Origin of the sequence: Anaerocolumna sp. MB42-C2 (assembly GCF_030913705.1) — a bacterium.
In the GTDB taxonomy this organism is placed as follows: domain Bacteria; phylum Bacillota; class Clostridia; order Lachnospirales; family Lachnospiraceae; genus Anaerocolumna.
This window is the reverse complement of the sequence record NZ_CP133190.1, coordinates 5,051,878-5,076,512: the sequence shown is the minus strand read 5'-3', so window position 1 is coordinate 5,076,512 and position 24,635 is coordinate 5,051,878. Positions and strand designations below refer to the sequence as shown.

Annotated in this window: 26 protein-coding genes and 1 riboswitch; of the genes, 2 read left to right on the top strand and 24 right to left on the bottom strand. The window is 40.4% G+C overall.

What is annotated here, in order from left to right:
• Positions 1–43: 43 nt before the first annotated feature.
• Together RBU59_RS22495 and RBU59_RS22490 are read right to left on the bottom strand one after the other, a co-directional pair.
• Positions 44–400 carry a hypothetical protein gene (locus RBU59_RS22495; RefSeq protein ID WP_308144716.1) on the bottom strand — a complete coding sequence of 119 codons (357 nt, stop codon included), beginning with the start codon at positions 398–400 and terminating at the stop codon, positions 44–46.
• A gap of 40 nt (positions 401–440) precedes the next feature.
• Positions 441–1,661, bottom strand: coding sequence for a voltage-gated chloride channel family protein (locus RBU59_RS22490; RefSeq protein WP_308144715.1), 1,221 nt, complete (start codon positions 1,659–1,661; stop codon positions 441–443).
• Positions 1,662–1,705: 44 nt separating this feature from the next.
• A riboswitch (Fluoride riboswitch) is annotated at positions 1,706–1,779 on the bottom strand.
• A gap of 408 nt (positions 1,780–2,187) precedes the next feature.
• Between RBU59_RS22490 and RBU59_RS22485 the strand changes: the two genes are divergently transcribed.
• Together RBU59_RS22485 and RBU59_RS22480 are read left to right on the top strand one after the other, a co-directional pair.
• Complete coding sequence (locus tag RBU59_RS22485; RefSeq protein ID WP_308144714.1) at positions 2,188–3,444, top strand: magnesium transporter MgtE N-terminal domain-containing protein; 1,257 nt, start codon at positions 2,188–2,190, stop codon at positions 3,442–3,444.
• Positions 3,441–4,682 (top strand): Nramp family divalent metal transporter, encoded by a 1,242-nt coding sequence (locus RBU59_RS22480; RefSeq protein ID WP_308144713.1) that lies wholly within the window; start codon positions 3,441–3,443, stop codon positions 4,680–4,682. The genes RBU59_RS22485 and RBU59_RS22480 overlap by 4 nt, the downstream gene beginning before the upstream one ends.
• Before the next feature lie 176 nt (positions 4,683–4,858).
• On the opposite strand, the gene RBU59_RS22475 is transcribed toward RBU59_RS22480, so the two are convergent.
• The 22 genes from RBU59_RS22475 to RBU59_RS22370 all read right to left on the bottom strand — a co-directional run bounded on the left by RBU59_RS22475 (position 4,859) and on the right by RBU59_RS22370 (position 24,620).
• Positions 4,859–6,424 (bottom strand): recombinase family protein, encoded by a 1,566-nt coding sequence (locus tag RBU59_RS22475; protein ID WP_308144712.1) that lies wholly within the window; start codon positions 6,422–6,424, stop codon positions 4,859–4,861.
• Complete coding sequence (locus RBU59_RS22470; protein WP_308144711.1) at positions 6,414–6,842, bottom strand: recombinase; 429 nt, start codon at positions 6,840–6,842, stop codon at positions 6,414–6,416. Before RBU59_RS22470 ends, RBU59_RS22475 begins: the two co-directional genes overlap by 11 nt.
• A complete protein-coding gene (locus RBU59_RS22465; protein WP_330698385.1) occupies positions 6,843–8,405 on the bottom strand; it encodes a recombinase family protein in 1,563 nt (520 codons plus the stop codon). It abuts the gene before it with no gap.
• Positions 8,406–8,466: 61 nt separating this feature from the next.
• Positions 8,467–8,688: an SHOCT domain-containing protein gene (locus RBU59_RS22460; protein WP_308144710.1), complete on the bottom strand. Its 222-nt coding sequence runs from the start codon at positions 8,686–8,688 to the stop codon at positions 8,467–8,469.
• 128 nt (positions 8,689–8,816) lie between these two features.
• Positions 8,817–9,110: a hypothetical protein gene (locus RBU59_RS22455; RefSeq protein WP_308144709.1), complete on the bottom strand. Its 294-nt coding sequence runs from the start codon at positions 9,108–9,110 to the stop codon at positions 8,817–8,819.
• A gap of 93 nt (positions 9,111–9,203) precedes the next feature.
• Positions 9,204–9,920 carry an N-acetylmuramoyl-L-alanine amidase gene (locus RBU59_RS22450; protein WP_308144708.1) on the bottom strand — a complete coding sequence of 239 codons (717 nt, stop codon included), beginning with the start codon at positions 9,918–9,920 and terminating at the stop codon, positions 9,204–9,206.
• 11 nt (positions 9,921–9,931) lie between these two features.
• The gene (locus RBU59_RS22445; RefSeq protein WP_308144707.1) at positions 9,932–10,831 is read right to left on the bottom strand and encodes a hypothetical protein; all 900 of its coding nucleotides are present in this window, start codon (positions 10,829–10,831) and stop codon (positions 9,932–9,934) included.
• Between the two features lie 590 nt (positions 10,832–11,421).
• Positions 11,422–11,862, bottom strand: coding sequence for a phage holin family protein (locus tag RBU59_RS22440; RefSeq protein ID WP_308144706.1), 441 nt, complete (start codon positions 11,860–11,862; stop codon positions 11,422–11,424).
• A 76-nt stretch (positions 11,863–11,938) separates the two neighbouring features.
• The gene (locus RBU59_RS22435; protein WP_308144705.1) at positions 11,939–14,407 is read right to left on the bottom strand and encodes a hypothetical protein; all 2,469 of its coding nucleotides are present in this window, start codon (positions 14,405–14,407) and stop codon (positions 11,939–11,941) included.
• Positions 14,408–14,415: 8 nt separating this feature from the next.
• On the bottom strand, positions 14,416–14,919 hold the full coding sequence (locus RBU59_RS22430; RefSeq protein WP_308144704.1) for a hypothetical protein: 504 nt from the start codon (positions 14,917–14,919) through the stop codon (positions 14,416–14,418).
• Positions 14,920–14,970: 51 nt separating this feature from the next.
• Entirely contained in the window at positions 14,971–17,226 is a 2,256-nt protein-coding gene (locus tag RBU59_RS22425; protein ID WP_308144703.1) for a siphovirus ReqiPepy6 Gp37-like family protein, read from the bottom strand.
• A 3-nt stretch (positions 17,227–17,229) separates the two neighbouring features.
• Positions 17,230–18,081, bottom strand: coding sequence for a phage tail family protein (locus RBU59_RS22420; RefSeq protein ID WP_308144702.1), 852 nt, complete (start codon positions 18,079–18,081; stop codon positions 17,230–17,232).
• Between the two features lie 14 nt (positions 18,082–18,095).
• Positions 18,096–20,522 carry a phage tail protein gene (locus tag RBU59_RS22415; RefSeq protein WP_308144701.1) on the bottom strand — a complete coding sequence of 809 codons (2,427 nt, stop codon included), beginning with the start codon at positions 20,520–20,522 and terminating at the stop codon, positions 18,096–18,098.
• Between the two features lie 26 nt (positions 20,523–20,548).
• Positions 20,549–20,683, bottom strand: coding sequence for a hypothetical protein (locus tag RBU59_RS22410; RefSeq protein ID WP_308148669.1), 135 nt, complete (start codon positions 20,681–20,683; stop codon positions 20,549–20,551).
• A 53-nt stretch (positions 20,684–20,736) separates the two neighbouring features.
• A complete protein-coding gene (locus RBU59_RS22405) occupies positions 20,737–21,129 on the bottom strand; it encodes a hypothetical protein (protein ID WP_308144700.1) in 393 nt (130 codons plus the stop codon).
• 15 nt (positions 21,130–21,144) lie between these two features.
• On the bottom strand, positions 21,145–21,735 hold the full coding sequence (locus RBU59_RS22400; protein ID WP_308144699.1) for a major tail protein: 591 nt from the start codon (positions 21,733–21,735) through the stop codon (positions 21,145–21,147).
• A 3-nt stretch (positions 21,736–21,738) separates the two neighbouring features.
• Positions 21,739–22,080: a hypothetical protein gene (locus RBU59_RS22395; RefSeq protein ID WP_308144698.1), complete on the bottom strand. Its 342-nt coding sequence runs from the start codon at positions 22,078–22,080 to the stop codon at positions 21,739–21,741.
• Positions 22,077–22,508, bottom strand: coding sequence for an HK97 gp10 family phage protein (locus RBU59_RS22390; protein WP_308144697.1), 432 nt, complete (start codon positions 22,506–22,508; stop codon positions 22,077–22,079). The genes RBU59_RS22395 and RBU59_RS22390 overlap by 4 nt, the downstream gene beginning before the upstream one ends.
• A 5-nt stretch (positions 22,509–22,513) precedes the next feature.
• Positions 22,514–22,849 (bottom strand): head-tail adaptor protein, encoded by a 336-nt coding sequence (locus RBU59_RS22385; RefSeq protein ID WP_308144696.1) that lies wholly within the window; start codon positions 22,847–22,849, stop codon positions 22,514–22,516.
• Position 22,850: 1 nt separating this feature from the next.
• The gene (locus tag RBU59_RS22380; RefSeq protein ID WP_308144695.1) at positions 22,851–23,171 is read right to left on the bottom strand and encodes a head-tail connector protein; all 321 of its coding nucleotides are present in this window, start codon (positions 23,169–23,171) and stop codon (positions 22,851–22,853) included.
• Positions 23,172–23,197: 26 nt separating this feature from the next.
• Positions 23,198–23,410 (bottom strand): head fiber protein, encoded by a 213-nt coding sequence (locus RBU59_RS22375; RefSeq protein ID WP_308144694.1) that lies wholly within the window; start codon positions 23,408–23,410, stop codon positions 23,198–23,200.
• 13 nt (positions 23,411–23,423) lie between these two features.
• Positions 23,424–24,620, bottom strand: a complete 1,197-nt coding sequence (locus RBU59_RS22370; RefSeq protein ID WP_308144693.1) for a phage major capsid protein — start codon at positions 24,618–24,620, stop codon at positions 23,424–23,426.
• Positions 24,621–24,635: the final 15 nt, after the last annotated feature.

Here is a 24,635-nt window from a genome sequence, read left to right as displayed (position 1 = left end):
CTTATAAAAACTTTTATAACATACATTTTTAAAAAGTTATATCTTAAAACACAAAATGAGCAGAATACAAAAAGTGCAAGGGTTTAGTTAACGAACAGTTTACAACCTCAACATTATCCAATTCATTATAGTTCTTGTCTATAGTTAATTTAATTTCCTTAGTTTCTCCAGATACTAAGTCATAGAATTGGCGTTGTCTATTACTAGGAGGACAAGACCATGTTCCCCCGTCCGGGTTATAAGCTGAATGATTTATACGCATTTTTCCTTCAAGAACAGTAATTGTATATATACATTCCCCATGCTGAATCGGCAGTAAACAGCTATATGGTTTAAAACTTAGCTGTTTGCTAAGTATTATCGTATCTGTGTTTTTAATACATTTCATTGTTCTAAACATATCATGCTCCACCTTTTGATTTATTTTATACTAAAATCAACTAATTCAAATCATCTAATATCTTCTGTGCAGAATAAATTGACTTATTCCCATTGAAAACATAAGCGATTGCTGAAACTACAAAAAAATACGGAAGATAATCATATCCAAAAACTTCAACCCCTATAAAGATAGGAGCAAGAATTGTATTCGTAGCACTGCCAAATACAGCAACATAACCAAGAGCAGCTGCAAATTCGATTGGCAATCCCAAAATTGATGATACAATAGCGCCTAAACATGATCCTATGGAAAATAGTGGAGTCACTTCACCACCCTGAAAACCAGCACTCAGTGTTAAAATAGTAAGTAAAAATTTAAGCAACCAATCATACCCATATATTTTATCATTAAAAAAGGACGCGCCTATCAAGTTTGTACCTAAACCGGCATATCTGCCTTTATGTAAAAGCAGAAGCAAAACGCTTAATATACAACCTAAAATAAAAATTCGTAAAATTGGATTATTAATACGTTTACTAAAGAATTTTTTAGACAAATTCAAAATATGAGCGAAAAGACCTCCAATAATCCCAAAAAGAATACCCAGCAAAACTACTTTTACAACTAGATAAGCATTAAGATCTAATGAGCAGTTCAAATTTACACTGAATTTTTCAAGCCCTAAAGCATGTGATGTATAACTTGCTACAAAAGACGCTACTATGCAGGGAAATAGAGCGCAATATTCAATCGAACCAGCCGTAAGGACTTCCATAGCGAAGAAAATAGCTGCTATAGGTGTTTGAAACAATCCTGCAAACCCTGCAGACATACCAGTTATAAGAAGAATTTTGGAACTATTTCTAATGCTTAGTCTTCTTCCTATGGAATGTGCAACAGTTCCACCTATTTGAACTGCTACCCCTTCACGCCCAGCACTACCTCCAAACAGATGTGTCAGCCACGTACTTACCATAACCAATGGTACTAATCTCTTTGGTATGGTGTCTTCTTCTTCAAAACCTACTGAAAAAATAAGCGACATTCCTTTTATGCTATTCTTACCAATTTTGGAATAAGTGAATATTATTAGGATACCTGCCAAGGGGAGGAATGGTATTAATTGAAAAACATGATTACTCCTTATATTGGTTATTTCTAACAAAACCTTACCAAAAAGAGTGTCAATGGCACCAACTAAAATCCCTATTAGAATAGCTATAAATCCCAGCAATACAACATCCTTATAATTATTTAATGTTTTTTTCAGAGCTAACATTTTAATTTTCCTTTCATATATAAAATAAAAGCTAATAACTCTGTATTTAAACAGAAGTCATTAGCTTTAAAAGCAGTTTAGGTATAAACCAAGGGAGAACCTCATTCCCTTCCGTGATTATACCAAATAGTAGAATCAAAATCAATAACAAATATAATTTACTCTATCCTTATCAAATTCATCAAATTGCATCAAAATGGTTAATACTATACAGTCCTTTTGATTTGAAATGGCCCATGCTTTATAAAAGCTGTTACACCCTGATCATTATCATTCCCATTATATAAGGAACAATTTAAATATAATGTTCATAAAATAGATTGATTTAATAAGATTAAGGGAGTATAATCTGTTTGCATTATTGAATTTCAAATCTGTTTATAAAGGAGGTTACTGTAAATGGACGCAGGTCCCGCGAATTTGTGCTATATGAATTTTTTAATAACAAATTGTAAAAATAATACTACAGGGAGTAGTCTATTTGCTGTACCCATAGTTCTCCCTGTATAATGAAAGGGGGAGGACTATGCAAAAGTCCAACAATTTTTTCTTTAGCAAAATTCTATACAAAAGCATTTACAACATCCAAAATTCAATCATCGGAAAACTAAATGATGTTATTTTGGATTTTAATGCTTCGAAACCGATGATTAAAGCCATTGAGGTAAAAATCGGAGGTCGTTTGTCTTATATTTCTGCTGATTTTCTTGAAGTATACAATGATGGTGAAGAAAAGTATTCAGTCAAGATGAATACAAGCAGTATCAATGTTATGCCATATCCTGAAAACGAATTTTTCCTTGCAAAAGATTTCCTTGATAAACAGATTGTTGATATAAATGGACGAAAAGTGGAACGTGTCAATGATGTAAGAGTTGGTATTATTCAAGGAAAGTGGTGCGTAGTTGCCGTCGATATTGGATTGCGAGGTTTATTACGTAGGTTAGGTTTTGAATATTCAGCAATACGTATTAGTCACATTATAAAAAAAGAATTTAGAAACACTTTAGTATACTGGGATAATGTACAACCATTATCAACTGGAATACCGAATTTGCAGCTTTCTACTTCAATGAATAAATTAACAACTCTGCATGCAGCTGATATTGCTGATATTATTGAGGAATTGGATAAACAAAGTCAAATCACATTATTTCATGTCTTGGATAATGCAAAAGCAGCTGAAGTATTGGAAGAAATGGAAACTGAATCACAGTTAAATATAATTGATACTCTTCCCGATGAAAAGGCTTCAGATATACTCGAAATAATGCCCTCTGATGAAGCAGCCGATATTCTTGAAGAAATTGAAGATACTCGTGTAGAAAAATTACTTGAACAAATGCAAACAGAAAATTCAAGCGAGATCAGAGAACTGATGGAATATGATGAAAAGACGGTTGGTAGTGTAATGACAAAGGATTTTATATCATTCTTACCAGATATTACCGTAGAAAAAGCTTTAGCATATATCAAAACAAATCAACATCCGAAAGAATTTTCTCATAACATTTATCTTGCAAACAATAATAATAAGCTTATCGGTGTAGTCACACTTTTTGACATCATTGTATCTGAAGCTGATAATAAACTTTATGATTTAATGAACGCTAATTTTAAAAGAGCCCAGGATGAGGATAAGATTGAGAATGTGATGGAAATCATGCAAAAATATAATTTGCATGAGATTCCTGTTGTTGATGAAAACAATGATTTAGTAGGCATAGTCTCTTTAAACGACATATTAAATGAGTATATTCGCTTAAGGAGGATACCTGCATGAAAAATTTCAAAAAAAGATTACAGCATATTTTCTTTATTATGACTATAATTGGTCCAGGATTAATTACAGTAAATGCAGGGAACGATGCTGGTGGTATTACTACTTATGCATCAGTAGGCGCATCCTATGGTTATAAAATGTTGTGGGGACTATTCATTATTACATTCAGCCTCGCAGTAGTTCAGGAAATGAATGCAAGGATGGCAGTTGTTACCGGTAAAGGATTATCCGATTTAATACGCGAAAAATTTGGTGTCAAATGGACATTCTTTGCAATGTTGATATTATTTATTGCAAATTTTGGTGTAGTTCTTGGCGATTTTGCGGGCGTTGCAGCAAGTATGGAGCTATTTGGGATAAGCAAGTACATTTCCGTTCCATTAGTTGCAATTGTTGTATGGTTTCTTGTTACTAAGGGTTCTTATAACAGAGTGGAAAAAGTATTCATGTTATTTACATTTGTTTTCTTTGGTTATATTATCTCTGCATTTATGGCAAAACCCGATTGGGGGCATGTATTCAAAAGCATGACTACGCCTACTATATCACTAGAAACAGGCTACTTGCTGACATTTATTGGTATGATTGGTACTACAATTACTCCTTATATGCAATTTTATCTTCAATCTTCAATTGTTGATAAAAAAATAAGTATTAAAGATTATAAATATGAAAAGGCTGATGTGTATCTTGGGGCATTTTGGGGTGATGCTGTTTCGTTCTTCATTATTGTCTGTACTGCAGCTACATTATATAAGGCTGGAATAACAATTGAAACGGCACAACAGGCCGCTACTGCTTTAAAACCTTTAGCCGGTCAATATGCTTTTATTCTATTTGGTGCGGGTCTGTTTGGTGCATCGGTTCTTGCCGCAGCAGTAATTCCTTTATCAACTTCTTATGCAATATGTGAAGCTTTTGGATGGGAAAGCGGTGTTAATAATAAATATAAAGAAGCACCTGCATTTTTTGGTATTTATACCGCTATAATTGCTGTAAGCAGTTTGTTAATTTTAATTCCCGGATTATCTTTAATTAAAATAATAATTGTAACTCAACAAATTGCAGGAATACTTTCACCTATTATTTTGACGTTTATGACTATTTTGGTTAATGATAAAAAAATAATGGGAAAATACATTAATTCCAAGCTACAAAATATTATTTCTGTTACTACTGTAGTTTTTATAATCACTTTATCAATAATACTATTTGTATCGCCATTACTTACAAAATAATATTTATACATCAAAATTCAGAGTATAAAAATGTATTGATTGTCTTTATTTCAAATAATTTTGTCTTTCCTGAATATAAATTTATGTCATATTTAAAGAAATTAATATTCATAAGTGAAATAATTAACAAAAAATCCAGTCGAGATAACTAAATAATCTTGACTGGATTTTTACGTTTATATCTCTACATCAATCTCAATACATGATTTTAACTCAATCGTTAACTTATCCTCATGCACCGTGACTTTCTCTATCAACTTTCTGACCAACTGTTCATCATATTCATCCATCTTGTATTCCTGTACGCTCAGGAATTCTTCCATTTCCGCGATGCGCTGCCTTTTACCCTGTCGTTCTGCATTGTCCGCCAGACTATTCTGCTTAAGCTCCCGTAACCGGTAAATTTCATCTGCAACTGTATTATAGTCAGATTTCGATATTGCAAGCTGGAGGATTTCCTGTTGTAGCTCTTCCAGTCTTTTATCAATTTCAGCAGTATTTTTATCGTATTCCTCGCTGAGAACCGTGGCAATGTTCTCCTGCAGGATTGACAAGAACTCATCTCTGCTGCCAATGACTTCATTGATTGCCCTGCGCACTGCCTTTTGAAGTTTTTCTTCATTTACCGTCGGTGAGGAACAGTCTGAACCTTTCTCCTCAAGCCTGCTGACGCACCGCCAGACGATTGATTTACAACCTCGGTTGTTCCAATGCACCCTCCGGTATATTTCGCCACACCCACAGTAAACAATTCCCGACAAAGCATATTTCCCACTATATGTGCGTTTTTTACCATCTTTGCCTGAATGAAGGTTCACCCTCCGTGACATCTCCTCCTGCACCTGCATGAAGATTTCACGCGGGATGATGGGGTCATGGCTGTTTTCTACATAGTATTGCGGAACGATACCGTTGTTAGCCACACGTTTCTTGGAAAGGAAATCCACCGTATATGTCTTCTGAAGCAAGGCATCTCCAATATATTTTTCATTTTGTAATATTTTTCTTAAGGTTTCCTGCCGCCACTTTCTTTTGTTTGCTGCCGTAAGTATCTCATCCGCTTCCAATCCCCTTGCAATCTGCAACAAGCTTGCTCCTTCAAGGTACTCCAAATAAATGCGCTTTACTACTTCTGCTTCCACCGGATCAATTACAAGTCGCTTATTTTCATCCTTAGTATAACCCAAGAAACGATTGTGATTGATCTGTATTTCGCCCTGCTGATATCGGTATTGTATACCTAGCTTCACATTCTGACTTAATGACTGACTCTCCTGTTGAGCAAGGGATGCCATGATGGTAAGCATAATCTCTCCCTTTGAGTCCATGCTATTGATATTTTCCTTTTCAAAAAACACGGGGATGTTCTTATCTTTAAGCTGTCGTATGTATTTAAGACAATCCAATGTATTCCTTGCAAAACGACTAATTGACTTAGTTATTATCATGTCAATTTTACCCGCCATACAGTCTTCAATCATACGGTTGAATTCATCACGTTTCTTGGTATTGGTTCCTGAAATACCGTCATCCGCATAGATACCCGCGAGTTCCCATTCTTGGTTCCCTTTAATATAGTTTGTATAGTGCTCTATCTGAACTTCATAACTGGTAGCTTGCTCATCACTATCTGTAGAAACGCGGCAATAAGCTGCCACCCTAAGTTTTGGCTTTACCTCCGTTTGAGTATTATATCCATTGCGACTGCGCGCCGGTATAACTCTAACACTTTTACTCTGCATCCTCTGCCACCTCACATTCTATCACACTGTAAGCATACTCCGCCTGCATATAAGGATTTTCATACAATTGCTTTGAAACAGGCATACTGAAGCTTACAATTGGTGCTGACCCCCTATTATCCTTAGGTTCCCTTATTCTGCCTAGCATTTTAGCACGCCTTACCCTTTCATCTTCTGCCTTATGAAATGTATCCTCATCTATCATGGGTGGATAGAAGCCGTTGCCAAGGTATCGTCTGTTTCTCAACATTTTACCTATGGAAGGATGCGGTTTAAGAATTCCTGTTTCTTTAGCTACCTCAGCCAAAGAAAGACCCGAGAGATAAAAATCGAACATTTTCTTTAACTGCTCTGCTTCTTTCTCAACGATTACTGCTTCTCCATTCTCAATCTTATAACCATATGGTATATAATTCATTTATTTCACCAGCCTTTCCTTTAGAGTAATATTACATTTCATTTGAAATCCAATCTCTTCTTGAGAACAAACTAAAATTTTCTCGACAAAGCGTTCGAAGATTTCGTCATCAAAACGTTCAATATAAGTTGCCTTTGAAGTCCATTTGAGAAGCTGCTCCACTTCCGTAATAACTGTCATTTCACCGTTTATGGAGTGTGACAAGGCTTTTTTCTGTTCCATAAGCACGGCAGCTACTTTTTTCAACTCATTTCTCTGTGAAATAAATAAACTCTGTTCAAGGTATCCTTTGGTCATAAGGGTTGTCAGAACATTGCTCCGATCCGCATTTTCCTCCAGCTTTGCCTCCAATTCCTTTATTTGTACTGCATTCTGCGAATAATCTGTTTCTCTTAAACTCTTTAGGAGTGGCTTTAGAATGTACTTATGACCGTAAATCAGCTTGTTTATCATAATGACGAATGCCCAGTGAATGTCTTCTTCCCGTATAAACTTCATGGAACATTGATAAATATCCTCAATATGTCTGGAACAGCACCATGCTGCATATTCATTGCTGCTACCGCTATAATGTATCCTTCGTTTGAAGGTGCTACCACATTCAGAGCATATTATCTTTCCTGACAAAGAATAGCGCTTCTGATATTTAGTACTTCCCTTCTCTATGTTTTTCTCTTCTCTGCGCTGATTTAGCAATTTTTTTATAGCCTGGAATATCTCATGGCTTATGATAGCTTCATGGTTATTCTTGACTAGGTACTGTTCCTTTTCCCCGTGATTACTGTGTCGTTTAAAATTATCATCGGTATATTTTTTTTGATATAGTGCATCCCCTACATATTTTTCATTTTTTAGAATACCATTAATCGTACTAGCGTTCCATTGCTTCACTTTTCTTGATGGTATCCCTTCTGCATTCAGATCTTTGGCTATCTTTGTTGTTCCCTTACCTTCCAGCACCTCAGAAAATATTCGTCTCACTATTACTGCCTGCTCCTCATTTACCACCATACAGCCATTTTTGTTATCATAACCATACGGTGGATAAGACATTTTATATGTCCCATTTTGGAACCGCTTCTGAATTGACCATTTATTGTTATTTGATATTGATACTGATTCATTCTCTGCTAGGCTACTTAGGATGGTCAGCATAAGTTCTCCATCCATTGACTTGGTATTGATGTTTTCCTTTTCAAAATAAATGAATATATCAAGATCAGATAACTTGCGCACCAATTCGAGGCAATCCATGGTATTCCTCGCAAAGCGGCTGATCGACTTGGTTATAATGAAATCAATCTTTCTGTTTTCACAATCAGTTATCAGCCTTACTAGTTCAGCACGCTTTTCTTTCTTCGTACCGGTTATTCCCTCGTCATAATAAATACCTGCATATTCCCAGTCTGAATTCGCTTTTATGTAGGTTTCATAGTGTTCTCTCTGCACTTGCAGGCTGACTAATTGTTCATCTGAATCCGTGGAAACACGGCAATAAGCTGCTACCCTAAGCTTTGGCTTTAGCATAATAGGGTCTGTTGATATTTTCCTTACTATTCTCACCGTTTCACCTTCCTTTCGGTATGTGACATATTACCTCTGAATGCCCTGTTTATCAAGCAATTCAAGGCATCAGTCGTGAATATAAAGGTGAGAAAGACTTCCGGTTCAGGTGGTCAATTTTGTTGAATTCTTCCTGGGTTATGAGGTTCTTATCTAGCATCTTTTGAATAATTTTTACGGATTTTATGTAATCATATTCCCTTTGAAGTTCTTCCGGAGAAAGCGGTTCTCGATTTGGGATTATGTTTATCATTGGCATATCAGATATTTTTTTGATCTGCATATGTATTACCTCCATTGCATGTCTTTACTGGATAGCCATGGTAAGGAATAAATGTGAGGTTTAGGACAAAAAAAATATGACCCACAGATTTATTAACTAACCTGCAGGTCATATTTCTTATATTTCATTTAATTATTTGATTTACCGACAACATAACCACCAGCCCTTTGAATGTCTTTTTTATCTTTAATATGTTTTTCATTTTCATTCTTAAGCCGATTGATTTCTTCTTGTTTCTTTTCAATTTCATCTTGCTGCTTTACAATAATATCGTCCTTTTCTGCATTCGAATTAGTCAATTCTATTTTATCCTTGAGTAGTCTATTATTGTGTTTCTTTACTAAATTATAGCATTCACCACTTGCTATATCATCACTTTTAAGTTCGAAAGTAAAAGGTTCATTATTACCTATTTCATCCATAAACATTCCTCCTAGTTGGTAATGGTAATATTATTACAACATTACTTCAAATAATTCATAAAGATAGAGGAATTCATTTTAAAATTAAATGTGTTATTCATAACGGATATAACCATCAAAACCCACTGACTTCAATTTTTCTACCAAAGTTTCTGCTTTACTCTTAGATGAAAATGTGCCAACCTGAACTCGGTAATATTTCTCCCCGTTCTCTCCTGATTCTTTCTTCTTTTCTTCTGCCTTAAGCCCTACTTTGACAGCTGCTCGTAATGAGTCCATGCTCTCACCGTACCGAGGGAACCAGTGCATCACATCAGCATGGTTACTGGCAATGCCAAGTTTATACCCTTCACTGTGACAGATAATATTCTCCTCAGTCAAATTATAAGCCTTGCAAAGATACACACAAAGCTCAACAGCCTCCTTAAACACCTTACGGAAATAGGCTTCATTGGTTAAGTTATCCTCACAGATTTCAAAACTGATATGCGTATCATTCCCGGAGCCTTTCTTACCACTTCCACAATGCCAAGCACGGTAGTTCCAAGGCAATGTCTGATAAGTGGCAATAGTGCCATCTGGCAGTCTACCGATAAAAGCATGCACACAGACCTGCTTACCGCCTGGTTTATTCTGATTCCAGTGGTTGCCGGATAGGTTTACACCCAGCTTTCCATCATCTGGACCCACATATCGGTAGAGGAACGGGTTATTCGTCCCGGTTGAGTGAACCATAATGCCCTTGGGCTTAATCGTCCTGCCTGCCTTGAAGCAGGCATTATTCGTAAGTATTAGCTTATTCAAATTCATTCCGGATCACCTCACTGTTCAAAGGGAGTAGTTGTAGCAAGTGCGACAGGATACAAATGGTAGGTAAATTTCAAATCACAGTAAGCCGTCGACGATGTGCCATTGCTACCCATGCGGATGTACATTCCGTAACCAGTTGGGATTCTGCTCTGCCGCATTTCAATATGAACGTGCTGGGATTCAGTAGTGCTATCTGCCCCGACAGGAGTACTCCGCGAGATTCTGGTGAAAGTTACTTCGTCATTAGAGATATATAAGTCCAATTCTTTCTCACTCGTATCTGATTGACGGCAAAGAGTCAGCAGATGACAGTCATAAGTAGTTTCCGGATAAAGCGTTCCGCCCTGTCCGCCAATAACCACGCTGCCAATGGGGAGTACCGTGTGCAGAGGTCCACGAACGCTGTTGATACCGCCCGAACCAGAAACATTACCCGACATGACATATCTTAAGTAGCTTGCTCTGGTAAATGCATTGATTGTCGCTGTAGCAGTAGCTGTTAAGGTCAATGCGGTTATTATATTTTCCGCTCTTTCCAATACAAATAAGCTCTCGCCGGAAGCAACGAAAACATCGCCGATGGAAAATATTTGACTCGTCCAGTAGGATGTACAGGTCGGGTTCGGATTAGTACCAGTCCCATAGGCAATATTTGATGCATCTTGGCTACCTCTTGTAGCTTCGGCAAGTTTCTTAACACTTCCGCGAAGAGTGCCTTGAATCCGTACCTGCACATTGTTTGCAGCCGGACTTCCCAAGGATGTGACAAACGTATAAGTCACTGTACCAATTACTACGTTATTACCGTTTGCAATGTTTGTGAATGTGATGGATGCTCTTCGGCTTGCCATATCCGGTGCGGTAGCTGTTTCTATCGGATGCCAATGATTAAGTAGAATCCCCGTCCGCATAGACAGCATGCTATGCGTATCATTGACCATATTATACGTATTGTTAAGTAGATCATAGTTATCATTTAACAGGCTGTGTGTGGTGTTTAACAACGTATAGCTATCATTTAATAGATCATGCGTGGTGTTTAGCAGATCATAGTTATCATTTAATAGGTTATAGGTGAGAGTAAGCATACTATATACATCATTCACATCAAGCGCGGCTAAGGCTGAAAGCACCTGGTTCAGCCACTCCTGTGCAGGAGGTTCCGGTGGTGTGACAATACCATCTGCAAGTGCCTCCTCAACAATGGTAAATATCCGAGCACTTTTCCCGACCACTTCCCCATAAGTAACCCTGATCTCTAACCGACCGACTCCAACAACCGATGTGTCTGTTGCGCTTGGTGACCATGTCAGAACTCCGGAGCTGTAGTTCGTGACTACTGGATAGGCAATGCCATCGGGTCTTTTATATATTGCATTCAGAGCAGCTGACGGATATTTATCTTCCAGTAAGCTGGATACATCAAACTCGATGTTTCGGTAATTATTCTCCCCTCGCCGCCCGATGAATACCGTTACTGCTTTTGTTAAGTCAATCATACTCAGCCCTCCGGTGAAGATGGTCCATTGTCGTCACGTCCATGTAACTGCTTTAGTATATCCTTAAGCTTTTCAGGGATAGGCAGTCCGATATGAGCTGCATTTTCAAGAATAGAAATACCCTCATTACTTAAGTAGAAGAAAATCACCGCAGTACGAAGCACACTGCCATTCGGGTTACCCGCTGAACTCAAAATATACGTGTCGAGTATGTGTCCTACTCCTACCAGTGCAAATATAAGGATCTTTTTAAAGATGCCTTTAGCTCCGATTTTACTGCAAAGATTCTTATCAATAATGGCACAAAGCACGCCTGTTATATAATCGATTACAACAAAAGCAATAAGCGCATATAGGAATCCATCCAAGCCACCAAGGAACCATCCCATGAACGCACCGGCTGCCACAAGAGCTGTCTGTATCCAGTTCCATATCACTTTCATAATCCAAACCTCCAATTTTATATTATTAACAGAAAAGCGCCCTGCAATATAAGAGCGCTTGTAATTAAGTATGGCGTTACATCGTAAGAAGCAAGTTTTGTATTTGCTGTACCACATCCGCTTTTGGTCTGTCAGTACCGATAGGTAGCCATGTCACTGGCGGTATGTCAAAGGTTGAAGAAGTATCAAAGCTGTTTATCATCGTGATAACTGGCTCAAGTGCAGCACGTAACTCCATGATGTGATATGGCCATTCTCTTACAGCAGTCTTTGCTGCGACAATTTCCTCATCCCATGACACGGTTTCCAAACCATAATAATGACGGATGGTATTGACCGCTGTCCGGAGTGCCAGAATATGCATCGCCTTAACATGAGTCACATTGGCAGAAATCGTCTCAAAAGGAGAAGTCAGAACGTTAAATGTTCTGATAACCTCCATACTTGGAGATAACAAAGCACTGTCCAAACATCGGAAGGTCACGGTATGACTCCCAGCAGCCAGGGTTGAAGCCTGATACACTGTTTTAGTACTGTCACCGAGATAACCACTTGTGGAGAACATCTCCGAATCATCCACACTGTTATGCCATACGCCTGTGTCAATCTTTACTTCTACAATCTGCGTCTGACCATCCGGTTCCATGCCTGTTGTTATCATGAAACGTGGTGTTGTGTTATAAATTGATCTACCTGATACCGGACTGCTTATAATTGGTGCAGTAGGCGGGCTGTTCTTTGTGACGGTGTTACTGACCACATAGGAAGATACTGCATCAATTGTATCAGTAACACTTAAGCGATATCTCGTTGATGTACCAGGAGTCTGGGAAGCTTCCGCCGTATAGTTTCCGTAAGTCTCACTTGATACAATGATTGCAAGCGTTTCGTATGAAGACCATGTCGGGTTACCCATGCTGGATGTGCTACGCTGAAGTAGGTATTGCTTGATAGGACTAGTACCCACTACAGCCCCGCTCCAAGTTATTGTTACAGACTGTGTCTCATACAGAGCTGGAGATGCAGAAAGACTGGTTGGTGGTGTTGGCAGGATATTCTTACGGACCGTATTTGATGAAACCTTCCATCCGGAATAATAACTGCTTCCTGCATTTCCCAATGTACGTATCTGATATCTTCGGTAATTTCCTCTCGTAGATGGTGGTGATACGCTTAAACTTCCATCTGATAAAGAAGATGATAAGGTAGTCAGCACTGTCCATGCATCCCAAGAGCTATTATCACTTGAATCACTGTACTGTATCTCATAACCCGTAATCGCATTACCTGCTCCGGCAACTGCACCATTCCAGGAAAGTGTTAGATTTCCTTCTGCAATCGTAACATTTAGTGCAAATGTTGATGGCTCGGTGCAGGCAGTAATGTTACAGTAAATGCTGTTACTGACTTTTTCCGTAGAATAAGCATTCAGTGCATCAACCGTCCAGATACCAAACTGTGTATAAGTTCCCGATATATTTGAAACTGTCGGATGATAACTACCACCACTGGCATTCAAAATAAGCGTTGTAAGCTCTGTCCAGCTACTCCAAGTACTGTTATCTGTTGAGGTTCTGCTCGATATACGGTATCCCTTAATTGCACTTGTTCCTCCCGCCGCCCCAAACCATGTCAGCGTGATTGTTTCATTACTGTGTATTTCGGGTGAAGCAACCGCTGTACTTGGAGCTGAAGGAAGGGTATTTTTCCGGACAGAGTTGGTGGAAACTTTCCATGCAGAATAATACGAACTGCCAGCACTACCACGCGTTCGAATGCGAAACCTACGAAAATTTCCTCTCGTAGTGGGAGGAGCAACCGACAAACTTCCACTGGTAGCGGATGTAGTCACAGTCGTTAATGCCGTCCAACTTCCCCAAGTGGAATTGTCTGTTGACTCACTATACTGAATTTCATAATAGGTTATCGCATTGTTGGTGCCTGCCGTTGCACCACTCCATGACAAGGTTACATTGCCTTCTGCAAGGGTACTACTTAACGAGCAAACCGTTGGGGCACCAGCTGCAGTTGTTCGGCTTGCCCAGTTCACGGTTAGAATAACTTCGGTCAGATCATTTCTTCCGGTAAAAGACATATAGTTTGTGGTACTGGAACCGCCATCCATAAAAATACAGTTACTTGCACCACTTCCAATGGAGTTAATCAACGCAGTTGCTATGTTAAAAGTTTTCTCACCAAGCCCTGCCGAAACTGTATAATTGTAACCAGAAGTCACTTTGCTAGGACGTGATGTAACAACATCTGTAGAGGAACTAACTGGAGGGATATCAGTTTGATTTCCAGCATATAACGTCATCGTTCGGTCACTTCCCCAAGAACCTCCCGCTACACGTGTAAGAGTAAGAGTGGCACTGGTTGGATAATAGTCTGTATATTGATCTCGAATGGTAGTGAGATTAAAAATCATAACACCTACACATTCTCCATATGGTTCGTAAACACCTTGTCTGATATTATCCGTAGTCGACGGAATGTATTTTCCATTACGCCAAGTACAGGCATTGATTGCTTGATAAGTTGCCATATCTCACCTCACTCATATACTGCTGTTACCATCGAATTCACGGTTCCACAAAGGGAAGAATTTAGTCTCCTATCGGTGATATTTACTGCGATTATCGATGTAGCCGCCTGCGATACATAAACGTCTGCAAGACACAACTCATAGACCTCAGCACTTCGTGTTAGTGTGGGAGGAGTCGGTGTAGCTGCTGCTGTTCCGGTCAGTACCGCAACTGTGATACTTCGGTTAAGAAGACTCCATCGGATTACAATCCGGTCAATTCGTGGATAGGAACCGTTAGCCGTTGTCAGTGTCTTGTTCAGTGCTTCCGTATTTTCATATCGATAGCCGTTAATCCATGCACTTCCTGCCGCAATACTGACGGTCATTCCTGTTGTTGGTGTTACTTGTAGATTTGTGGTATTTACATAAAAGATGCCATTAGAAACCAGACTTCCGAAATATGCTGCAAAATCGGTAGCATTGTAAAGTCTGTCGCCACTGGAAGAATTAAAAAAACCGCTCTTTTCCACCTCTGATACACTCCTTTCATCACGGTTGTTTCATATTTTTTTCCGCTTCTATCAACTAACAAACCATGTAGCACTAAACGTCAGCCATTCTGTTCCTGCAATGCTTGTAGCATAGGCATTCGTGCCATATCTGCTACAGGAACACACACCTGCGTTAGTTATCTGTAACAGCCAGGTATTAATTCCTGATCCCTGACATCTTACCGTAACATACCCTGACATTGGTCTATACGCGCTAGGCAAGGTGTAGAAGCTTAAGTTTGTTGCAGAATTTATGGCGGCTCCTGCAGCGGGTAGCAAAGCTCCATGAAAATGAACCATTTTACCTACTTTTCTTAATCTTGGGCGTTGAGCAGTAGAATAAATCGTAAAACTGTTTTCCAAATCTGTATCCGATAATTCAATATACCCTGTATCCCCACCATAAATGATGCCCGTAGTTGTGTCACCGTTAACGCATACTGCACCGCCCTCCAGGTTAAGATACATTGGGGAGCCCGAGCCATTATTACGTGCTTGTATCTCGTTTGCATCAAATACCATGTTCGCACTAGTGGAAGTGCCAATCTGTAACGGATTATCCGTTGATGTAAGGCTAACATCACGGTTTGGTAGCTGTAACTTATAAAATGCACCATCCTCACTATAGGTAGACGTCTTTATCACTCCGTTATCAACAGCCGATACCGTAAAGGTCTGACCACCATATGAAAAGGTAGATGATACCGCTGGAAGGTTTGCCACAAGAATTAGTGCCCCATTATCGGGATTGGAAATCAGATTTCCTGATTCACTAAATGCATACAAACCATTCAAATAAGCAGTTCCGTAATCCGATAGCCAGATATAGATATCCCATATTGTCTTGGTCGTACTTGATGATTTTACAATTTTAATATCCGTTGATAAAAACGGACTTTTATCCCTTGTATAGGACTGCACAAAGGACTGTATGGACATTGTTGCAAAAGAGGACGTCGAGTAAACATAACCTTCTATCGTACCTGACTTTGGAGTTGTCCCCGTCCCAAAGTAATCAAACTTAAAAGCAATACGGTTATAAGAACCATTAATCACCACTCTTGCTGCATGAAAGTATTTTGCTTGAGTAGGGTCATTCCCTCCGGCAGTCGAGGTATTCACAGCCAACTTTGCAGAGCTTATCATGACCCCGCCTAAAAACCTCTGTAAATCAGCCCAACTGTTTTCATCCACCAGTAATTCCGAAATCCCCGCCGGCGCACCAAGAGCTGTCCTTACTTGACTAAAATCAGATTTAATCTTCTGTGTAATCGTAAGTTCTGCTTTTCCAAAGGTAACGCTGATGCTCTGTCCGTCCCTGTCATAGCTTTCTTCTATCTCTACAATGCGTGTGGTCATAGATACACCCCACTTTTTCGAGATGACCTGTACTGTCTGACCAAGATCATAATCTGTTTTATAGATTAAATTCCCATAATTATTTACGGTAACATCAAAGGACTGCGCTGTGGCAAGTTCCGCAAGTCTTGTCTGCCCCCGATAGGTTAAAGCGTCTGTATAATCGGAAGGAAAATCTGCAGAGCGAAGATCCTTTGCATCTACAAAGGCTTCTCTTCGATTTTCTCCAGTACCATCTGTGATATATGCAAAGATACGGTCTGCATCGCTCTCCCCTTCCCCTCCTATTTTGGCGGTGTTTGCATACCCTACTGTATTTTTTGTAAAGGTCTGATCAAGTAGGTTCTCATATTCCTTTGAAAATACAGCCTGAGAAGACTCTCCGATATAAAGTGTTACCGTAAGGTGCCCCGATGATGGTTCAAATACAGTTTTGATACCTACGGATGATGCATCACAAAGCTCCTGTATTTCATCCAAAAGGTTGTTATATGAAACCTGTTTTTTCACTGGTTTACTTAAAGATGATGATGAAAAGGTTAGGTTAGTAATTTTACGATTAGTGTCTGTAGGTGATATGACATTATGGTTAATCAACTGTCCTATACAGGATGAAAGATCACCGCTTAGGGTTTCCGTATTCCAAATGATACGCCGTCCCAGTAGTGCGGTGGCAAACCTCCCACTTACCGTGATGCTCTCACTATCAGTCTGCGATAGCTGCAGATATTCGATTAACCCCACTTCTTCATCATCATTTTTCCAAATATAATTTCCTTCCTGAAGAAGGGTTGCGTTCTCGGAAGATGCATTTGCCTTTAATTCAAAGGAGCCGCACTGAGAGTAGCGTCTGGTCCATCTTAGATACTCAAAGGATTCCACAACTCCGATTAAGGCACGGTTCTGATTAAATACATATAGTTCCATAAGCTACACCCCCAGAAACTGCGGACGATAATAAATACTGACATCAAGCAGTTCAAGATTAACTGACGCATCATATCGAAGGTTGTTTATTCCAGGTGCGAGTTGAAAGAAATCCGAATCGGTATCCAACAGATAAAAGGCATTGCTCTGTGTAGTACCAATGATGCTTATTACCCGTTTTCCTGCAAAGTGTGTATATATGTGAAATTCATCTCCTGAACTCATTGTGGTGAGAATTTTTACATACTCTCCGGTATCCAAATGCAGAAGCTCCGGATTTGTAACAGAACCTAATGCCTTGAATACAATCTCACAGCCACAAGGTACATCTCCGATGTTATCCAATGCAATAATCTGACTTGGCTGTCTTGCTCCAAATTCCATACCACTCACTGGTATCTCTAAATCAAACTCAAGCATTGCATCCCAAGAAGCAAGCTCCTGTCTCACCTCTTCGAGCAATTCAAAGAAAGGCGAAGGACAAAGTAAACTTAAGAAAAATTTTGGTATTCTCTCTCTTACAGATACTATCAGTGTTACTTCCTCCACAATGCAAGAAATCTGTCTATCACGATAGCATATGATCCCCGACTTCTTTGGACTGAAAAAACGAAGGAATTCTTTTCGTAACTCATAGGCTTTACTTGCATCTTCTGCTACAATCGTACCCTCTAATGTGATGTTTCGCATATCCAGGGTGGAAGACACGAAAAAAGCACCATCTTGCTCCGGTGCCTTGAAGGTATTAATAATGTTTCGGATGCTTCCCGTTCCATCCATCTTTTCTAAAAAATAGGGTTTTGCTTGCTTTATCGTAAGACGTTCCCCATTGGAATTAATATAGGTTATTTCCACATGAGCCCTCCTTCCTAATATGACATGGCTAACTTTTGTGATAGGTTCTTGAACTCTCTTGCCAGTTCCTTTTCAGAGAGAGCCTTCGGGGTCACCACGGAAAGATTTTGTGTGATGTTGGTACCGGTAGGTGCAATGCCCCCTTGTCTGGCTTGACTGCTGTAATTTAAATCAAGGTTAGTTGGTATCGCATTTTGCATATCTCTCGCAACATCTGCCATGGCAGCTTCAAATCCCACACCAATTCCTTCACCCATGTTACGACCAAGTCCTGCAAACAGAGTGGATGGTGAATGGATACCAAAAAAGTCTTTAATACTTGATACCACACCTCCAAAAAAGCCGGAGATTTTTTCTCGTAACCATTCTCCTGCATCAGAAATACCATTCCATAAACCATGAATCAAATCGGTCCCTACCTGCTTCATATCTTTAAGCGAATCCGTAAAACCTTTTACAATACCTGCAATAATCTGTGGTACTGCTTTGACTATTTCCACGATAATGGTAGGTAAATTTTCAATGAGTGCTACAAAGAGTTGAACTCCGGCTAAGATGATCTTATCAATATTATTTACAATGGCACTCACCAAAGAACCAACGATTTGTGGAATTGCTGGAACAATCGTAGCAATAATCGTAGGAAGTGCCCGAATGAGTGCTACTAATAACTTGATGCCTGCATCAATGATGAGTGGAATAGCCCGAATGACTGCATTAATAACACTATTCACAATTTGAGGAATAGCTGGAACAATTGCCGCAATAATTGTAGGCAGTGCAGTCACAAGGGAAGTTAGTAATTGAATTCCTGCATCAATAATGAGAGGGATGGATTCTACAAAATAATTTACCAGTGCTGTAATAATAGCAGGCAAAGCAGAAACAAGTTGTGGAATTGCATCAAGTAAGCCTTGTGCCAAACCAAGAATTAGCTGTAAGGCTGCGTCTAAGAGCATTGGTAAGTTATCCACCAACCCTTGCACGATGGTTGTAATGGCTCCTACTGCTACTGGTATAAGCTGCGGCAGAGTCTCACCTATGCCACTCACAAGAGCCATCACAAGTTGTACCGCTGCATCAATGAGAAGGGGTAGGCTTTCAATTAAAGCACTAACGATTGTCATCACCGCGTCAACAGCGGCGGGTATAAGTTCTGGAAGTAGACTTAAAATAGTTTGCAATACCTGTGTGAACAGTTCCGTTACGGTTTCAAGTAGCATTGGCAAGAGATCACCGACCTCTTGCAAAATTGCGCCTGTTGCCTGTGGCAGAGCTTTCACGATGTTTTCCAATACAGGCACGATATTTTTTACCACGACCTGAAAGGCATCCACAAGATTTTCTGTCAGGTTTGTCATATCAGCGTCTGCGTTTCCAAGTCCCGCTGTGAAGCTACCGAATGCCGCTTGCAGTAGACCAATGGAGCCCGTGACGGTTTGTGTTGCCTCACGGGCGAAGTTTCCTGCATATTGCTCTGTGTTCTCAAAGAACATCTGCATGGCGACTTCTGCTTTTTCTGCATTGGAAGCTGTTGCCCAGGTAAAGTCCAGACCTTTGGCGAGAGCATAGGCTTCCACATTGGTGGCGTTCATTGCAACACCTAGGTTATCCATCATATCAAAGTTACCCTTTGCAGCACCCGCTACGGAATCAAGAGCCATCTGCATATCAATGCCCATAACAGACGCCATATCCGCTGCACGTTGCATCGCTTTTTCAGTAAGTTCCAGCGATTTTTGTTGTTCGATGCCGCTACCTTGAAACAGTGCACCCATTTTATTGGCTGTGGCAAGATATTGGCTCTGAGACACACCGAGGTTTTTGTAAGCCTCCTCTCCAGACTTCTGAATGGAGGTAGCGTACTTTCCAAACACAGCTTCACTGCCACCGAGGTTTTGCTCCAGTTCGCCAAATTGTTGAACTACATCTTTACCCAGTTTAATAGCAGCAACACCAATGGCAACGGTGACAGCACCCATTGCCACACCGATGCCTTTGAGGACTCCACCCATCTTTTCAAACTTACCACCGGACTTCTCAGCTTCATCACCTGTTGCTTTTAGTTCATTTCCAAGATTGTCAGTACCTTCAACAGTTTCTGCAAGTTCACGTTCCATGCCATTGAGTTCAGCCTGTGCTTTATTCAGCTGTATCTGCCAATTCTGTGTGCGGCGGTCGTTTTCGCCAAAAGAGGAAGATGCATTGTCCAGTGCAGCCTTGAGTGTAGTAATTTTCTCCTTTTGTGCGTCAATTTCTTTATTTAAAACTGCATTACGGGCGGTGAGTGCAGTTATGGATTTATCATTTTTATCAAACTGACTAGTCACAAGAGTCATCTCACTGCCTAGTACCTTAAAGGATTGATTGATATCAGAGAGTGCTTTTTTAAACTCACGTTCTCCTTCAACACCAATTTTTAATCCAAAATTGTCTGCCATGCAATCACCTCCTAAATGAGAACTGATTAAATACCATTAGGGATAATGTCGTCAATCGTAATAAATTTCTTTGGTTTCTCCATCCCAAGAAACTGCTTATGACAAGCCCATAAGTCAAAAAACAAACCAATGGGCATAAGCCAGAATTCATCTGTACTCATACCCATCTGCACTGTTCCATAATAATAAAGCCGGGTAAAGACTTCATTGTCCGTTACCCGACTTCCACGTTTTTTGTTGCAATGCCTTCTTCCTCACTTTCCACATTTCGCTTGGTACCTCGAAACATGGCTTCGGTAATCGCATTTTTATATGCTTCTAAATCAAGTGGCGAAGTTAATAGTTCCACCTCTTCTTCAGTTAGCAAATCTTCTGGTGTATTCTTGTTCTTAAGATTGTGAATAAGAATTGACTGATTAGCTAAAAGTGTCAAAAGCCACACAATCTCATCCAATGCCATTTCAAAATTCTCAGATTTCATCAATTTTTCTCCGAGATTCTCAAGCCCACCATAACGGTTTGCAATTGCTTTTGTAGCCCTAGTGGTTAATATTAGTTTAAACTCTTTGCCACCAATCTGAATCGTGGCACTTCTTTCATGATCCATCGTATAATCCTCCTATTAAGGTGCTGGTGTGTATACCGGTTCATAAACCTGTGTATACCAACCGGTGATAACAAGTGCCGGAACTCCTGCATCCCCTTCGGTAACTTCTGCTTTCCAAGGATGTTTCCCATTACCATCTAATTTATTTCTTCTCATCACCGTTCCCTCAATGGTAGGTGTAGAAAAGGTGATGGATTCACCCTTCGTCTGTAAATTGGTTGCAGGGAGACCAAATTTCACGCGGTAAAGCCAAAAATAACGGTACTTTCCATTGGCTTTCTTAGCGCGAAAACCTACTGCGACTGGTTCTCCCGTACTTTCACTGGCGGAAATCAATACTCCGTTATCATCTGCTGTTGCTCCGGTTAAATCCGAAGCTACTGACGTACCAATATCGTCAATGCCTAGAGAAAGTGTTCCATTGTTAAAATCCTTTACTACTTCAGCAGCACCATCATCTGCATATAGAATTGCTTCTACTAGTTCCACCGATAACTCAGCACTTATCGCTTTGGCTAATACTTTGGGAGTGCCATACGTTTCTTCTCCTAAGGTATCTTCTGTAATTGATGCATAGTATAATTTATCAAGACCAATTGTTGCCATTTACTATTCCTCCAATCCGTAATATTTTTCTACATCTATCGCAACATGGTGATACCCCGTATCATTTTCGTACCCAAGGTAGCGACGGTCTGTCAACGTAAAGTCTAATTCAATCAAATCTACCACAATATGTGTATTAGTTTGCTGATAGTTTCCTTTGGAAAACAAGGATATCCTAGCTTCCTGTACATCAAAATTGGGTCGGTTATCTGCAAAGTATCCAAAGGTATTTGCAATTGGGGTTATTACAACATAGACATCCGGCGCTGTATCACTGAATACACCCGTTTCCACTGGAATTTGGAGGTTATTAAAATAACTGATAAGTTCTGTCAGAATACTCATATCTTTCCTATCTCCTCCTCCAGTTTTGATACGATAGCAGCTACACAGGCACGCCGAGAAGCGGATTTTGCAGGTGCTAGGAATGGTTTTGCAGGCTGACCACGTTTCCCATACTCGATAATACTTGCTATTTTGGCATTGGAAACTCCATTGGAACGTGGCTCCGCAAAGCCTACTTTCACATTATGGTTGCCGTTCTTATCAATCATTGCTTTCGATAGTCCAAGCGATCTCTGGAGCTCTCCCGTGGATTTTGAAGGATATTTTGTGTCACTACCAATGACAGATCGAAGATTATCCTTAACCTTGTTTAGTACCACTTCTCCTCCCGCCTCTAGCGCCTTTGGAAGTATCTCATCTGTTTGATTTCCTAGTCTAGATACCTTTTGCATAAAATCTTCCGGTAGTTTTGCTTGCAGCTTAGCCATTCTTATCACCTCACGGAAGGTTCCAACTTCTCTGCAAGAACCTCGATATACATTTTTCTGCCACGGACATCTTCTGCACTTAGGATACGAAATCTCTCTCCCATACAGACAATGGTCATTTTCGTGGTTATAATTAATCTAGGGATCCTACGAAATCGAAAAAGAGCACTCGCATCTTGAAATACGGCTTGGTTTGCCCATCGCTCACTCCCATGACGCTCCTCTCGGTATGCCCGAACGGATGCCAATACCGTATCCGTCTGTGTCACAAACCCCTCACTGTCTTTTTGGGTAGCTGCCTGAACAATATCAATTGGTGTATTCATCTTTCCGAAGCTCATATCAAACACTCCATTCCCGATCCAGTCTCAAAAGCATATTAACTGTGTTCCAAACCTGCTGACTCGCCTGCACGTTATCGGCAAAAAAGCCTGCTGTCGAGCCATCTCTACTTTCATAGAAATGACCAGACAGCATAATAACAGCCTGCTCGGTGGTGGGCGGCATCGTATGAGTCTCGTACCATCCGACAACAATGTGTTGGTAGCTTTCCGCATAGTTAACAGCAGCAGTAATGTAGCTTATAAGAAGTTCATCATCCTGATCATGTGCCAAGATCAGATTCGCTTTGACCCTTGGTAAGAGGTTATCTGCTAATGCCATACCGTCTGCCTCCTATTCGCTCAAATTTATTCAGCTTCCATAAGCCCGGCAGCTTTCAACTTTGCAAGCAGTGCATTAAAATCAGTGACTAATCCTGCTACATCTGTAGCTACGCTGTTTGTCTGATTTTCAGCAACCGGGAGCCCGGTTACCGTTGCTCCCGGTAGTATTTCAAGTGTTCCTCCGATTACCCACTTCTCAGCGCCTTGTTGCATATAATTCTTTGAGTTATAGCTCATAAATCAGACCTCCTTAAGCATGCTGCTGGAGAACCTTGATGGCTTCCGGCAGAATCAGCTTGCCGTCTACACGCTGTGTGGCAAGGAAACCAACCTGACCTGTGGTTGCGTAAAGCTCGTTAAGCCGTTTGAACGCCCTGCCCTGTCTGTCGGCAACCCAGTAATAACTAAAATCACCAAATACAATACTCTTGGCGGATGCAGCTAGAACAGGCATATACGCAGAAGTGCGTAACGGTCTGTTTAGGATTGTATCAGGAGTCCCAGCCTGAAGAGAAGGCTGCCACAGATACTGTCCGTTACCGTCCTTCAGTTTACGGATGGCTTTAATGGTGGCATCATTTAGTACAAAAACTGCCCTGTTCCGGTAAGGAGCTTTGAGAGAATAGAAAAGATCAAGTACTTCATCAATTGTGACAGCTGCAGCAGCCGCTGCTGTAACTCCAACCTGTGCACCACCCGTGGCTGCAAGGATTCCGGTTGGCTTACCGGTACCATCACCCGTGAAAAATGCCTCCTCTTCCTTGTTACCAATCCGGCGAGCGAACTCCCTGGTTATATAGGCTTCTAAGTTGAATACAGAGTCATTTAACAACTCTTCGGATACCTTTATCAGGGTGGCTAACTTATAAGCTCCAATGGAAACCTGCCCAAAGCTATCGTCACTCTCCGGAATGATGCCCTCTTCGTCAACCCAACTTGCTGTACCCTTGGTAGCCACCACCGGTATCTTACGGTCTCCGGAAGATGTATTGATAACATTCGCCAGGGAACGGAAAATGTTCTCATCCTCCAACGCTTCTACAAGTGTCCGTTCGAACTCATCCGGAACAAGGTATCCACCTTCGGAGTCAGTACCAATCTGCAGGGCATCCAGTACTTCGTATTTAGGTTTCTGTGAACGCATCGCATTCCAGAAAGCTTTCTTATAATCGTTAGAGGCTCTTCCTGTCTTTTCTTCCGTGCCCTTTGTCGGGTCATTTGTGATAGGCTTTCCGGTGACTTTGTTCAGTTCTGCATCAATTGTAGCCTGGCGCTCCAATCGCTCGATCTCATGACCAAGTGCCACAACATCTGCTTCCATTTTGTCATAGGTGGCTGTATCTTCAGCAGACAAAAGTCCATCGTTTCCTCTTTTCGTATCGAGAAATGCCTTCGCTGCGTCCCATGCTTTTGCACGCTTTTCACGAAGTTTTAAAATTTCACTCATAGTTGTTATCCTCCT

Excerpts from the sequence above, each read along its gene's own strand:
- RBU59_RS22445 (WP_308144707.1), bottom strand. The coding sequence starts at position 10,831 with ATGCGGACGGGGATTCTACTTAATCATTGGCATCCGATAGAAACAGCT.
- RBU59_RS22380 (WP_308144695.1), bottom strand. The coding sequence starts at position 23,171 with ATGGCATTAGCAGATAACCTCTTACCAAGGGTCAAAGCGAATCTGATC.
- RBU59_RS22395 (WP_308144698.1), bottom strand. The coding sequence starts at position 22,080 with ATGAGTATTCTGACAGAACTTATCAGTTATTTTAATAACCTCCAAATT.
- RBU59_RS22490 (WP_308144715.1), bottom strand. The coding sequence starts at position 1,661 with ATGTTAGCTCTGAAAAAAACATTAAATAATTATAAGGATGTTGTATTG.
- RBU59_RS22385 (WP_308144696.1), bottom strand. The coding sequence starts at position 22,849 with ATGAGCTTCGGAAAGATGAATACACCAATTGATATTGTTCAGGCAGCT.
- RBU59_RS22480 (WP_308144713.1), top strand. The coding sequence starts at position 3,441 with ATGAAAAATTTCAAAAAAAGATTACAGCATATTTTCTTTATTATGACT.
- RBU59_RS22400 (WP_308144699.1), bottom strand. The coding sequence starts at position 21,735 with ATGGCAACAATTGGTCTTGATAAATTATACTATGCATCAATTACAGAA.
- RBU59_RS22405 (WP_308144700.1), bottom strand. The coding sequence starts at position 21,129 with ATGGATCATGAAAGAAGTGCCACGATTCAGATTGGTGGCAAAGAGTTT.
- RBU59_RS22440 (WP_308144706.1), bottom strand. The coding sequence starts at position 11,862 with ATGAAAGTGATATGGAACTGGATACAGACAGCTCTTGTGGCAGCCGGT.
- RBU59_RS22460 (WP_308144710.1), bottom strand. The coding sequence starts at position 8,688 with ATGCAGATCAAAAAAATATCTGATATGCCAATGATAAACATAATCCCA.
- RBU59_RS22410 (WP_308148669.1), bottom strand. The coding sequence starts at position 20,683 with ATGAGTACAGATGAATTCTGGCTTATGCCCATTGGTTTGTTTTTTGAC.
- RBU59_RS22450 (WP_308144708.1), bottom strand. The coding sequence starts at position 9,920 with ATGAATTTGAATAAGCTAATACTTACGAATAATGCCTGCTTCAAGGCA.
- RBU59_RS22495 (WP_308144716.1), bottom strand. The coding sequence starts at position 400 with ATGTTTAGAACAATGAAATGTATTAAAAACACAGATACGATAATACTT.
- RBU59_RS22485 (WP_308144714.1), top strand. The coding sequence starts at position 2,188 with ATGCAAAAGTCCAACAATTTTTTCTTTAGCAAAATTCTATACAAAAGC.
- RBU59_RS22425 (WP_308144703.1), bottom strand. The coding sequence starts at position 17,226 with ATGGAACTATATGTATTTAATCAGAACCGTGCCTTAATCGGAGTTGTG.
- RBU59_RS22470 (WP_308144711.1), bottom strand. The coding sequence starts at position 6,842 with ATGAATTATATACCATATGGTTATAAGATTGAGAATGGAGAAGCAGTA.
- RBU59_RS22375 (WP_308144694.1), bottom strand. The coding sequence starts at position 23,410 with ATGAGCTATAACTCAAAGAATTATATGCAACAAGGCGCTGAGAAGTGG.
- RBU59_RS22435 (WP_308144705.1), bottom strand. The coding sequence starts at position 14,407 with ATGGCAACTTATCAAGCAATCAATGCCTGTACTTGGCGTAATGGAAAA.
- RBU59_RS22475 (WP_308144712.1), bottom strand. The coding sequence starts at position 6,424 with ATGCAGAGTAAAAGTGTTAGAGTTATACCGGCGCGCAGTCGCAATGGA.
- RBU59_RS22370 (WP_308144693.1), bottom strand. The coding sequence starts at position 24,620 with ATGAGTGAAATTTTAAAACTTCGTGAAAAGCGTGCAAAAGCATGGGAC.
- RBU59_RS22415 (WP_308144701.1), bottom strand. The coding sequence starts at position 20,522 with ATGGCAGACAATTTTGGATTAAAAATTGGTGTTGAAGGAGAACGTGAG.
- RBU59_RS22390 (WP_308144697.1), bottom strand. The coding sequence starts at position 22,508 with ATGGCTAAGCTGCAAGCAAAACTACCGGAAGATTTTATGCAAAAGGTA.
- RBU59_RS22455 (WP_308144709.1), bottom strand. The coding sequence starts at position 9,110 with ATGGATGAAATAGGTAATAATGAACCTTTTACTTTCGAACTTAAAAGT.